At 74.7% G+C, this 11362-nt stretch carries 11 protein-coding genes; 10 read left to right on the forward strand and 1 reads right to left on the reverse strand.

The annotated features are described in order from the left end of the window. The first annotated feature begins 30 nt into the window (after positions 1-30). Positions 31-1368, forward strand: coding sequence for an aminotransferase class I/II-fold pyridoxal phosphate-dependent enzyme (locus tag ACIA5A_RS12715; RefSeq protein ID WP_396760317.1), 1338 nt, complete (start codon positions 31-33; stop codon positions 1366-1368). 82 nt (positions 1369-1450) lie between these two features. Next, positions 1451-2149 carry a UdgX family uracil-DNA binding protein gene (locus ACIA5A_RS12720; RefSeq protein ID WP_396760320.1) on the forward strand — a complete coding sequence of 233 codons (699 nt, stop codon included), beginning with the start codon at positions 1451-1453 and terminating at the stop codon, positions 2147-2149. Position 2150: 1 nt separating this feature from the next. Here the strand turns inward: ACIA5A_RS12720 and ACIA5A_RS12725 are convergent, their stop codons facing one another. Beyond that, on the reverse strand, positions 2151-2798 hold the full coding sequence (locus ACIA5A_RS12725; RefSeq protein WP_396760323.1) for a 4a-hydroxytetrahydrobiopterin dehydratase: 648 nt from the start codon (positions 2796-2798) through the stop codon (positions 2151-2153). Positions 2799-2881: 83 nt separating this feature from the next. Between ACIA5A_RS12725 and ACIA5A_RS12730 the strand changes: the two genes are divergently transcribed. The 8 genes from ACIA5A_RS12730 (at position 2882) to rny (ending at position 11260) form a co-directional block, all read left to right on the forward strand. Next, the gene (locus ACIA5A_RS12730; protein ID WP_396760326.1) at positions 2882-3400 is read left to right on the forward strand and encodes a hypothetical protein; all 519 of its coding nucleotides are present in this window, start codon (positions 2882-2884) and stop codon (positions 3398-3400) included. Between the two features lie 53 nt (positions 3401-3453). After that, the gene (locus ACIA5A_RS12735; RefSeq protein WP_396760329.1) at positions 3454-4596 is read left to right on the forward strand and encodes an acyl-CoA dehydrogenase family protein; all 1143 of its coding nucleotides are present in this window, start codon (positions 3454-3456) and stop codon (positions 4594-4596) included. Positions 4597-4663: 67 nt separating this feature from the next. Continuing rightward, entirely contained in the window at positions 4664-5971 is a 1308-nt protein-coding gene (locus ACIA5A_RS12740) for an MFS transporter (RefSeq protein ID WP_396760332.1), read from the forward strand. A gap of 4 nt (positions 5972-5975) precedes the next feature. Beyond that, positions 5976-6176: a DUF3046 domain-containing protein gene (locus ACIA5A_RS12745; RefSeq protein ID WP_018785963.1), complete on the forward strand. Its 201-nt coding sequence runs from the start codon at positions 5976-5978 to the stop codon at positions 6174-6176. Positions 6177-6361: 185 nt separating this feature from the next. Then, positions 6362-7411, forward strand: a complete 1050-nt coding sequence (gene recA / locus ACIA5A_RS12750; protein WP_396760335.1) for a recombinase RecA — start codon at positions 6362-6364, stop codon at positions 7409-7411. A gap of 11 nt (positions 7412-7422) precedes the next feature. Continuing rightward, positions 7423-8115, forward strand: coding sequence for a regulatory protein RecX (locus tag ACIA5A_RS12755; RefSeq protein WP_396760337.1), 693 nt, complete (start codon positions 7423-7425; stop codon positions 8113-8115). A gap of 43 nt (positions 8116-8158) precedes the next feature. Then, positions 8159-8857 (forward strand): 3-keto-5-aminohexanoate cleavage protein, encoded by a 699-nt coding sequence (locus ACIA5A_RS12760; protein WP_396760340.1) that lies wholly within the window; start codon positions 8159-8161, stop codon positions 8855-8857. 636 nt (positions 8858-9493) lie between these two features. Then, on the forward strand, positions 9494-11260 hold the full coding sequence (rny, locus tag ACIA5A_RS12765) for a ribonuclease Y (RefSeq protein ID WP_396760343.1): 1767 nt from the start codon (positions 9494-9496) through the stop codon (positions 11258-11260). Positions 11261-11362 lie beyond the last annotated feature (102 nt).

Here is an 11362-nt window from a genome sequence, read left to right on the forward strand (position 1 = left end):
CCACCTTTGTTCTAGTACAATCGTCGAACTGTGGCAGCACGTTATCAGGTCAGCGGGTCCACCTCGGCGGCCATTTCGGCGAGCGTGGAATCCGGCATCCGCACCGGCGGCCTCGCCCCGGGCGACCCCCTGCCGGCGGTCCGCGCGCTCGCCGGCCAGCTCGGCGTCAGCCCGGCCACCGTCGCGCGGGCCTACCAGGAGCTGCGGCACCGGGGCCTGGTCGCGACCGCCGGCCGGCACGGCACCCGGGTCCGGCCCCGCCCGCCGGTCGCCGGCCGCCGCGCCGCGCTGGCGCCCCCGCCGCGACCGGGCACCCGCGACCTCTCCGCCGGGCACCCCGACCGGCGGCTGCTGCCCCCGCTCGGCCCGCACCTGGCCGCGCTCGCCGCCGAGTTCGCCGCCCCGACCGGATACGCGGACACCGCCGTCCTGCCCGAGCTGGCCGCCGCCGCCCGGGACCGGCTCGCCGCCGACGGGGTGCCGGCCGCCGACCTGACCGTCACCGGCGGCGCGCTCGACGGCATCGAGCGACTGCTCGCCGCGCACCTGCGCCCCGGCGACGCGGTGGCGGTGGAGGACCCGGGCTGGGCCAACCTGCTCGACCTGGTCGCCGCGCTCGGGCTGCGTACCGTCGGGGTGCCGGTGGACGACGAGGGTCCGAGCGTGGCCGGGGTGCGGTCCGCGCTCGCCGCCGGGGTGCGCGCGCTGGTGGTGACCAGCCGGGCGCAGAATCCGACCGGCGCGGCCGTCTCCGCCGACCGGGCCGCCGCGCTGCGGGCGCTGCTCGCCGGCCGGGCCGACCTGTTGCTGATCGAGGACGACCACGCCGCCGAGTTGGCCCGCGTACCCCTGCACCCGCTCGCCGGGTCGACAGCGGCGTGGGCCTTCGTCCGGTCGGTGAGCAAGCCCTACGGGCCCGACCTGCGGCTCGCCGTGCTGGCCGGCGACGAGGCCACCGTGGCCCGGGTGGCCGGCCGGGTCCGGGTCGGCGCCGGCTGGGTCTCCACCGTGCTGCAACGGCTGGTCCTGTCGATCTGGCGCGACCCGGCCACCGCCGCGCTGGTGCGGCGCGCGGCGGACGGCTACGACAGGCGACGCGACGGGCTGGTCGCCGCGCTGGCCGCGCGCGGGCTGACCGCGCACGGGCGCACCGGCATCAACGTCTGGGTGCCGGTGCCCGACGAGACGGTCGCGGTCACCGCGCTCCGCGACGCCGGCTGGTCGGTGGCGCCCGGCGGCCTCTACCGGATCGCCGCCGCCCCCGCGCTCCGGCTCACCGTGAGCACCCTCGACGAGGCCGACCTCCCCCCGCTCGCCGACGCGCTCGCCCACGCCGTGCGCCCGGTGCAAGGAGGGGCCCCCTATTAACGCTTTCGGTAGAGGCGGGGCCCCCGCTTAACACGCCCGGAGATGCGGCGTGGCGGACGGCGGAGGGGGTAGAACGGTCCGCATGGCCGAGACCGAGAGCGCACCCGGAGCGCAGGAGTTCATCCCGCCCACGGCGGACACCATCGACGAGCTGCGCGCCGCGGCGGCCGGCTGCCGGGGGTGCGAGCTCCACCGGGACGCGTCGCAGACCGTCTTCGGCCGGGGCGACGAGCGGGCCCGGGTGGTCTTCGTCGGCGAGCAACCGGGCGACGTGGAGGACCAGCAGGGGCTGCCGTTCGTCGGCCCGGCCGGCCGGCTGCTGCGCAGGGCGGTGGACGACGCCGGCCTCGACCCGCGCCACATCTACCTGACCAACGCGGTCAAGCACTTCCGCTTCGAGCGGCGCGGCACGCGGCGCATCCACCAGACCCCGGACCGGGTGCACGTCACCGCCTGCCGGCCCTGGCTGGTCGCCGAGTTCGCCAGGCTGCGTCCGGAGGTCGTGGTGGTGCTCGGCGCCACCGCCGCCAAGGCACTGCTCGGCCCCACGTTCCGGGTGACCCGCCAGCGCGGCGAGCTGCTGCCCTGGCCGGCCGCCGCGCAGCACCCGGAGGACTTCGCGCGGGTGCCGGTGGACCGGGCCGGCGCGGTCGCCGACGCGCCGGACACCCGGCTGCTCGCCACCATCCACCCGTCCGCCGTGCTGCGCGCGGACAACCAGGACGTCGCGTTCGAGGGCCTGGTCGCCGATCTCACGGTGGCCGCCGGCGCGCTGCGCTGAGTCAGCCGCGCCCCTGCCAGGTGCAGAGGCAGACCCGGTTGCCGTCCGGGTCGGCGAGCACCCAGAAGTTCGGCGCCTCGGCGTCGCTGACCAGCGTGCCACCGGCCGCCAGCGCCGCCTCCGTCCGCGCCGCGACCTCGGCCGGGTCGACCCACACGTCCGGGTGCCAGCGCTGCCGGGGCTCGTCGCGTCCGGACTCCTGGAACCAGATCGTGGGCAGCGTGCCGGCCGGGTCGCGCACCTCGTCGTCGGCGGAGCCCTGTCGCTCACCGGCCAGGACCGCGCGCCAGAACGGCGCCACCGCGGCGTGCTCCGGGCTGTCCAGCGCCAGCTCCAGGCGGGACAGCCCGGCGTACGACAGGGTGAGCCCGGCCTCGGCGGCGAGCGCCGTGATCGTCCGCGCCAGCCGCAGGTCGCGCCCGGTGACGCCGCCGGCGTCGTGCGACCACAGCCGCACGTCCACGTGGGTGTAGCGCAGGTCCAGGTCGGGATGGTGGTCGACCCGCTCGGCCTCCGCGCCGACGGCGGCCACCAGCGCCAGTCCGGCCGCGAAGTCCGGGGTACGGATGCGGGTGTGCAACGCGCCGAGCAGGAAGGTCCACCCGTCCAGCCCGGCGTCGGCGATCTGTGCTCCGGTCAGCGTGCCCATCCGGCCATCCTGTCGTGCCTCGGCCCGACCGGCCACCGTCCACACCGGATTGCCGCCCGGCACTCGGGGGTATCGCCTCCGGCATGGCCGCCGCCCGACCCTTCGTGTTCCTCGCCCGATTCGGTCCGCCCGGGTCGTACGTGGTGAGCATGCTCGTCGCCACGCTCGTCTGGCTGCCGCTGCGGTTGTGGGAGGAGCGACACGGCTCGTCGCTTGTCGCGATCGTCCGGGCCGGCTCGGTGGGCGTGGTCTGGGGGACCGCCTTCCCGTTCGTGGGGAGCCGCTGGACGAAGCCGCGCAAGCCGGCCGAAGCCGAGTGGACCGAGGGTTGGCGGCGGACCGCGGTCGCGCTGCGCCGGGGCGAACCGCCCGCCGACGAGGCCGGCCGCGCGACGGTCACCGACAACCTGCCCGTGGTACGCCGGGGAGCGCTGATCGGTCCCCTCGTCGGCACGCCGCTCTTCGCCGCGCTGATCGGGGTCGCTGTACACGTCGGGCGGGTGGCCAGCGCGGTCGGGTTCGCGGCCGTCCTGGCCGCGGTGCTCGCCGTCGCCGCGGTGACCGCCCGCCGGGAGCGCAGGTTGCGCGCGCGGCTGCGCTGATCGGGGCCCGCGGCCCCTGTCCGGGGCGGGTGAGCGGTGCCAGACTGGCCGGCATGGAGCAGCATCTGTACGAGCCCGTCCACGAAGAGTTCCGGGATCTGTGCCGCCGGTTCCTCGCCCGGGAGGCGGTGCCGCACCACGAGCGGTGGGAGGCCGAGGGCATCGTCGACCGCGAGGTGTGGCGGGCCGCCGGCGCGGCCGGGCTGCTCGGTCCCGACGTCGACCCGGCGTACGGCGGCGGCGGGCAGCGCGACTTCCGGTTCAACGCGGTGCTCGACGAGGAGATCGTCGCCAGCGGCTGCACCGGTCTCGGGTTCGGGCTGCACAACGACGTGGTGGCGCCGTACCTGACCGAGCTGACCACCGAGGAGCAGCGCAAGCGCTGGTTGCCCGGCTTCTGCTCCGGCGACCTGGTCACCGCGATCGCGATGAGCGAGCCGGGCGCGGGCAGCGACCTGGCCGGCATCCGCACCGGCGCGGTCCGCGACGGCGACTCGTGGGTGCTCAACGGCCAGAAGACGTTCATCACCAACGGCGAGCTGGCCGACCTCGTGGTGGTGGTGGTCAAGACCGCGCCGGAGCAGGGCGCGCACGGGGTGAGCCTGGTGGTGGTGGAGAGCGGCACGCCGGGCTTCGACCGGGGGCGGCGGCTGGCCAAGGTCGGCCTGAAGGCCAACGACACCGCCGAGCTGTTCTTCGACGACTGCCGGGTGCCGGCGGAGAACCTGATCGGCGCCGAGAACCAGGGCTTCTACCACCTGATGGCCAACCTGCCCCGGGAGCGGCTGAGCATCGCGGTCGGCGCGGTGGCGGCCTGCGAGAAGCTGCTCGCGCTCACCCTGGAGCACGCCCGGTCCCGGGAGGCGTTCGGCCGGCCGATCGGCAGGTTCCAGCACAACCGCTTCCTCCTGGCCGAGCTGGACACCGAGATCACCATCGCCCGGACGTTCGTGAACCACTGCGTCGCCGAGTACGACGCGGGGCGCCTGTCGGTGACCGACGCGGCGAAGGCGAAGTGGTGGACCACCGAGCTGCAGAACAAGGTCGCCGACCGGTGCGTGCAGCTGCACGGCGGTTACGGCTTCATGCTGGAGTACCCGGTGGCGAAGGCGTGGCTGGACAGCCGGGTGCAGACCATCTACGGCGGCACCACCGAGATCATGAAGGAGATCATCGGGCGCGGCCTCGGCCTGTAGCGAAACCGGTTGCCGACCGGCCGGTCCGGTGCGCGACGATGAGGCACCCGTCCTCACCAGGAGCGTCATGGCCACCGACCTGACCGCGCCGGCCCCGCCCCGGCGGTCCGACGTCGCCGGCATCCAGCGGCGTACCCTCCGGCTGCTCTTCCTCACCCAGATCGTCGGCGGCGTCGGCGTCGCCATCGGCATCTCGGTCGGCGCGCTGCTCGCCGCCCGGGTCGCCGGCACCGCCCTGGCCGGGCTGGCGCAGAGCGCCGGCGTGGTCGGCGCCGCGCTGCTCGCCGTCCCGGTGACCCGGCTGATGGCGGCACGCGGGCGGCGACCCGGGCTGGTGCTTGCCTACCTGGTCGGCGCGGTCGGCGGCGCGCTGGTGGTGGTCGCCGTGGTGAGCGGCGTGGTGCCGCTGCTCTTCGTCGGCATGCTGCTGTTCGGCGGCGGCACGGCGGCGAACCTCCAGGCCCGCTACACCGCCGTCGACCTGGCCGACCCGGCGCGCCGGGGCCGGCAACTGTCGCTGGTGGTCTGGGCCACCACCATCGGCTCGGTGGCCGCGCCGAACTTCGCCGCGCTCGCCGACGACGTCACCCACGGGTGGGGCCTGCCGCTGCTGGCCGGCCCGTTCCTGGTCAGCGCCGTCGCGTTCACGCTCGCCGCCGGCGTACTCCTGGCCCTGCTCCGGCCGGATCCGCTGCTCACCGCGCGCCGGCTGGCGGCGGCCGAGCCGGACCCCGCCGCGGACCCCGCCCGGAAGGTCACCCGCCGCGGTGGCATGGCCGCCGCGTGGCGGACGGTACGCCGCCGGCCGGCCGCCCGGCTCGGCATCGGCGCGGTCGCGGTGGGGCACCTGGTGATGGTCGCGGTGATGTCGATGACCCCGGTGCACCTCGACGAGTGGCACTCGGACGCGGACCTGCTGCGCGTGGTCGGCGTCGTGCTCAGCCTGCACATCGCCGGCATGTACGCGTTCTCGCCGGTGGTGGGCTGGCTCACCGACCGGCTGGGCCGGCGGCCGGTGATCCTCGGCGGGGTGGCGTTCCTGCTTGCCGCGTGCGCGGTCGCCGGCGCCGCCGGGCACCACACCCCGGCGCTCTCGGTGGGGCTGGCGCTGCTCGGGCTGGGCTGGTCGGGCACCATGGTGGCGGGCTCGACGCTGCTGTCGGAGTCGGTGCCCACCGCCGACCGGCCCGGCGTGCAGGGGCTGTCCGACCTGCTCATGGGGTTGGCCGGGGCGAGTGCGGCGGCGGTGAGCGGGTTCGTCATGCGGGCCGCGGGGTACCCGACGCTCACCCTGCTGGCGGCGATCGCGGTGGTGCCGCTGGTGGCGCTCGCGCTGCGGCGTCCCGGTCCGGCACCACTCGACGAGGAGGACTGAACACGTGCGGCTGACCGACTTCTGGACGCGGTTGGAGGAGGCGTTCGGGCCGGGTTACGCGGCCAGCATCGCCAGCGACCAGGTGCTCTCCCAGCTCGGCGGACGGACCGTCGAGCAGGCGCTCGCGGCCGGTGAGGAAACGCACGTGGTGTGGCGCGCGGTGGTCGCCGCGTATCCCGACCGGGTGCCCGCCCGACTACGCTGAGCAGCCTTTTCCTCGATTGCGCGTGTCGCTTGCCCAGTCGTACACCTGTTCGGCTATTGTCCACAGCGGGGTGCTCGTCCACAGTTCGCGGCCCGTCGGCTGGTTTTCTGTCGGACCCAGCGCCTAGCGTGTCCCGCGTGACGCGAAGCTCAGGAAAGACGCCGGCGAAGGCAGGGGTGGCAACGATGGCGGCAGGTCCTGACCGGGAGAAGGCGCTCGACCTTGCTCTCGCTCAGATCGACAAGCAGTTCGGCAAGGGCTCGGTGATGCGGCTGGGGGAACGGCCCGTCATCCAGACGGCGGTCACGCCGACCGGGTCCATCGCGCTCGACGTGGCGCTCGGCGTGGGCGGTCTGCCCCGCGGCCGGGTCGTCGAGATCTACGGTCCGGAGTCCAGCGGTAAGACCACTGTCGCCCTGCATGCGGTGGCCAACGCCCAGCGGGCGGGTGGCATCGCCGCGTTCATCGACGCGGAGCACGCGCTCGACCCGGAGTACGCCAAGGCGCTCGGTGTCGACACCGACGCCCTGCTGGTCTCCCAGCCGGACACCGGCGAGCAGGCGCTGGAGATCACCGACATGCTGGTCCGCTCCGGCGCGATCGACATCATCGTGATCGACTCGGTGGCCGCGCTGGTGCCGCGCGCCGAGATCGAGGGCGAGATGGGCGACAGCCACGTCGGCCTCCAGGCCCGGCTGATGAGCCAGGCGCTGCGGAAGATCACCGGCATTCTCAACAACACCGGCACCACCGCGATCTTCATCAACCAGCTCCGCGAGAAGATCGGCGTGATGTTCGGCAGCCCGGAGACCACGACCGGTGGTCGGGCGCTGAAGTTCTACGCCTCGGTCCGGCTCGACGTGCGCCGCATCGAGAGCCTGAAGGACGGCACCGACGTGGTCGGCAACCGCACCCGGGTCAAGGTCGTGAAGAACAAGGTCGCCGCGCCGTTCAAGCAGGCCGAGTTCGACATCATGTACGGCAAGGGCATCTCCCGCGAGGGCTCCCTGATCGACGTCGGCGTGGAGCAGGCGATCATCCGCAAGTCCGGCGCCTGGTACACCTACGACGGCGACCAGCTCGGCCAGGGCAAGGAGAAGGCCCGCGAGTTCCTCCGGGAGAACCCGGACGTGGCTGCCGAGATCGAGAAGAAGATCCTGGAGAAGCTCGGTGTCGGCACCGGTGGTGCCGGCGACGCCGCCGGTGGCCCGGAGCTGCCGCCGGTCGACTTCTGATCCGCTGACCCGTGGCAGGACGACGCGCCCGCACGGGGCGGGGCTGGGATGCCGGCCCACCCCGTGCGGGTGACGCCACCGGCACGCCCCAGCCCCGCCGTGGGCGTCGCGGTCGCGCGGCGGAGCCCGATCCGGGGGAGGCTCCGGCTCCGCCGCGCGACGAGGCCGAGCTGGCCCGGGAGATCTGCCTGCGCCAGCTCGCCACCCGGCCGCGCACCCGGGCCGAGCTGGCCGGCGCGCTGGCCCGACGGGGCATCTCCGAGGAGACCGCCGAGCGGGTGCTCGACCGCTACGACGAGGTGGGCATCGTCGACGACGCCGCGTTCGCCCGGGCCTGGGTGAGCAGCCGGCACAACGGTCGTGGGCTGGCCCGGCGGGCGCTCGCCAACGAGCTGCGCCAGAAGGGCGTCGACGGCGAGGTGGCCGGCGCCGCCCTGGACGGGCTGGACGAGGAGACCGAGGCGGAGACGGCGCGCGTCCTGGTGGACCGGAAGCTGCGCACCGCCCGCGGCGAGCCCGACGCGGTGTTCCGTCGCCTGGTCGGCATGCTGGCCCGCAAGGGCTACCCGGCCGGCGTGGCGATCGGTGCGGTCAAGGACGCGCTCGCCGCGCAGAGCGCCGAGGCGGCCGAGTTCGCCGAGCACATCGACGCCGACGCGCTGGCCGACGCCGAGAACGACCTCGACGCCCGCCGGCACGACTAGACGCCTCCGCCGTCCCGCCGCCGTCGAGGAGGGGTGCACGCCGATGTTGAAGGCATGCCTGAACGGCGGCCGCCGCCGGGACGACCATCCCGCCGTGCCGCTCACCGCGGCCGAGCTGGCGGCCGACGCGGTCCGTTGCGCGAGCGCCGGCGCGGCGGCGGTGCACGTGCATCCGCGCGACGACGACGGCGCCGAGTCGCTCGACCCGGCCGTGATCGCGGCGGCGGTCGAGGCCGTCCGGGCGGCCCGTCCCGGCCTGCCGGTGGGCGTGAGCACCGGCGCGTGGATCGTCCCCGATCCGGTCGAGCGGGTGGCCGCCGTCCGCGCCTGGACGGCGCTGCCGGACTTCGCCTCGGTCAACGCCCACGAACCCGGGGCGGCGGCGGTCGCCGCGGCCCTGCACGAGCGCGGCGTGATGGTCGAGGCGGGCCTCTGGACGGAGGCGGCGGTCCACGCCTGGCGCCGCTGGCCGACGCCCACCGGGCGGGTCCTGGTCGAGTGCATGGCGGAGTCGGCCGAGGTGGCGCTCGCCGACGCGGCGGCGATCCTCGCCGCGCTGCCCGACGGGTGCCCGCCGGTGCTGCTGCACGGCGAGGGCCCGGCGACCTGGCCGGTGTTCGCCGAGGCGGTCCGCCGCGGCCTGCACACCCGGATCGGCCTGGAGGACACCCTGCTGCTGCCGGACGGCGCGACCGCGCCGGACAACGCCACTTTGGTGACCGCCGCCCGAACCCTTCAGTGATCAAGGAGTTCGGGTCGGGTCCGGAGATCGTCTCCGACGCGCACTCCTTGGTCGCCGAGGGCGGCGGGCCGGGTGGGTGGCGGGAGGGGGCCTGAGCAGGCGGAAAAGGTCACGCTGCGATGACGGCCGGCGAGGTTTGTCCGAGGCTGTCCGGCATATTCTCAGCACTCCGTGACCGAGCAACTTCTCTCCGTCCGGGTGGTTTGATCATGACTCCTTGACCGAACGGCCCCTCGCGACCTAGCCTCGCCATACAGGCTCACTTTGCCCGACCAGCGCAGGCTAAGCGCACAACATAGATCTCGTAACAGAACAGCATCACTTTGGCCAGCTTCACCGGCCCTTGACGGCCGCTCCGGACCCGTTCGGAGCGTCCGACAACTGCAACCGGCCGCCGGCGGTACCCAACGATGGGCACCGCCGACGGAAAGCTGCCCACAGCCAGCCGCTCCGGTCGGGCGTCCAGAGCCGCAGGCGCGTGTCGTTCGCGCGTGTCCTGCGGCGCCGACGTTCAGGGGAGGCGGCCATGGCGGGGCGGCACAGGTTCACCGGCGGTCTGCCACACGGTTCCGGTCGTGCCTCGCCGGGCGGGGGCGCGGCGCCGACCCGTCGGGAGACGCCTGTCGGAGCGACGGCATGAGCGCCTTCGACGTCGTCCTCCTCGTGGTGGTGCTGCTGCTCGTCGCGGTGGTCGTCGGCGCCGTGCTGTTCGGCGTACGGGCGCTCAAGCGCTTCAGCCTGGCCCCCGCGCCGGAGGACCCGGCGTTCATCGCCGAGAAGGACCGGCAGGAGCAGTCCCTGGCCGCGCTGCGCACCGCCGCCGACGAGGTGAACAGCACCATCGACGTGGCGAAGTCCGCCGCCTCCGCGGCCCGGGCCGAGGCGGCCGCCGCCAAGGCCGAGGCCAAGGCCGCCCGAGCCGAGGCGCGGCGGGTCCTCGACGACGCCCGCGCCGAGGCCGACACCGTGCTGGAACGGGCGCACAAGCAGGCCGAGGCGGACGCCGAGCAGTTGCGCGCCACCGCGCGGCGCAGCGGCGAGCGCGAGGTCGCGGTGCTCGCCGCCACCACCCGGGAGCAGGCCGCCGAGGTCGAGCGGCGGGCCGCCCGGATGGACGAGCGGGAACGGCTGCACACCGAGGAGGTGGAGCGGCTCGCCGAGCGCGAGCGGCAGCTCACCGCCGCCACCGCCGCGCTCGCCGCCCGGGAGGCCGCACTCGTCGAGCGCGAGCGGGAGCTGACCGAGGTGGAGGAGCAGCGTCGCCGCGAGCTGGAGCGGGTGGCCGGGCTGACCGCCGACACGGCCCGCGCCGAGCTCGTCGAGTCGATCGAGGGGCAGGCCAAGCGGGAGGCCGCGCTGCTGGTCCGGGAGATCGAGGCGGACGCCCGGGGCAGCGCCGAGCAGCGCGCCCGCAGCATCGTGGTGGACGCCATCCAGCGGGTCGCCAGCGAGCAGACCGCCGAGAGCGTGGTCAGCGTCCTGCACCTGCCCGGCGACGAGATGAAGGGACGCATCATCGGCCGGGAGGGGCGCAACATCCGCGCCTTCGAGTCGGTCACCGGCGTCAACCTGATTATCGACGACACCCCCGAGGCGGTGCTGCTGTCCTGCTTCGACCCGGTCCGCCGCGAGGTCGGCCGGGTCACGCTGGAGAAGCTGGTCCTGGACGGCCGGATCCACCCGCACCGGATCGAGGAGGTATACGACCTGGCCCGCCACGAGGTGGCGGAGCTGTGTCACCGGGCCGCCGAGGACGCCCTGGTCGAGGTGGGCATCACCGAGATCCACCCGGAGCTGGTCACCCTGCTGGGCCGGCTGCGCTACCGCACCTCGTACGGGCAGAACGTGCTCAAGCACCTGGTCGAGACCGCGCACATCGCCGGCACCATGGCCGCGGAGCTGCGGTTGGACGTGCCGACCATCAAGCGGTGCGCGTTCCTGCACGACATCGGCAAGGCGCTCACCCACGAGGTGGAGGGCAGCCACGCCATCATCGGCGCCGACCTGGCCCGCAAGTACGGCGAGACCGAGGACGTGGTGCACGCCATCGAGGCGCACCACAACGAGGTGCCGCCGCAGACCATCGAGGCGGTCCTCACCCAGGCGTCCGACGCCTGCTCGGGCGGGCGGCCCGGGGCCCGGCGGGAGAGCCTGGAGGCGTACGTCAAGCGGCTGGAGCGGATCGAGGAGATCGCGGCCGGCAAGCTCGGCGTGGAGAAGGTCTTCGCCATGCAGGCGGGCCGGGAGATCCGGGTGATGGTGAAGCCGGACGACGTGGACGACATCGGCGCGGCGGTGCTGGCCCGGGACGTGGCCAAGCAGATCGAGGAGGAGCTGACCTATCCGGGGCAGATCCGGGTGACTGTGGTGCGCGAGTCCCGGGTCACCGAGATCGCCCGCTGACGACTGACGCGAGAAGGGCCGGCCCCCCGCGCGGCCCCCCGCCCCCCACACCGCCGGGGTCACATTTCCCCCCCCCCCCCCGCCCCGGGGGGGGCCCCCCCC

Origin of the sequence: Micromonospora sp. NPDC051300, assembly GCF_044455315.1 — a bacterium.
Lineage (GTDB): Bacteria > Actinomycetota > Actinomycetes > Mycobacteriales > Micromonosporaceae > Micromonospora > Micromonospora robiginosa.

Bases quoted from the DNA above. Each gene is read 5' to 3' on its own strand.
- ACIA5A_RS12720 (WP_396760320.1), top strand. From the start codon at position 1,451: ATGGCCGAGACCGAGAGCGCACCCGGAGCGCAGGAGTTCATCCCGCCC.
- ACIA5A_RS12725 (WP_396760323.1), bottom strand. From the start codon at position 2,798: ATGGGCACGCTGACCGGAGCACAGATCGCCGACGCCGGGCTGGACGGG.
- ACIA5A_RS12730 (WP_396760326.1), top strand. From the start codon at position 2,882: ATGGCCGCCGCCCGACCCTTCGTGTTCCTCGCCCGATTCGGTCCGCCC.
- ACIA5A_RS12735 (WP_396760329.1), top strand. From the start codon at position 3,454: ATGGAGCAGCATCTGTACGAGCCCGTCCACGAAGAGTTCCGGGATCTG.
- ACIA5A_RS12740 (WP_396760332.1), top strand. From the start codon at position 4,664: ATGGCCACCGACCTGACCGCGCCGGCCCCGCCCCGGCGGTCCGACGTC.
- recA (WP_396760335.1), top strand. From the start codon at position 6,362: ATGGCGGCAGGTCCTGACCGGGAGAAGGCGCTCGACCTTGCTCTCGCT.
- ACIA5A_RS12760 (WP_396760340.1), top strand. From the start codon at position 8,159: ATGTTGAAGGCATGCCTGAACGGCGGCCGCCGCCGGGACGACCATCCC.
- rny (WP_396760343.1), top strand. From the start codon at position 9,494: ATGAGCGCCTTCGACGTCGTCCTCCTCGTGGTGGTGCTGCTGCTCGTC.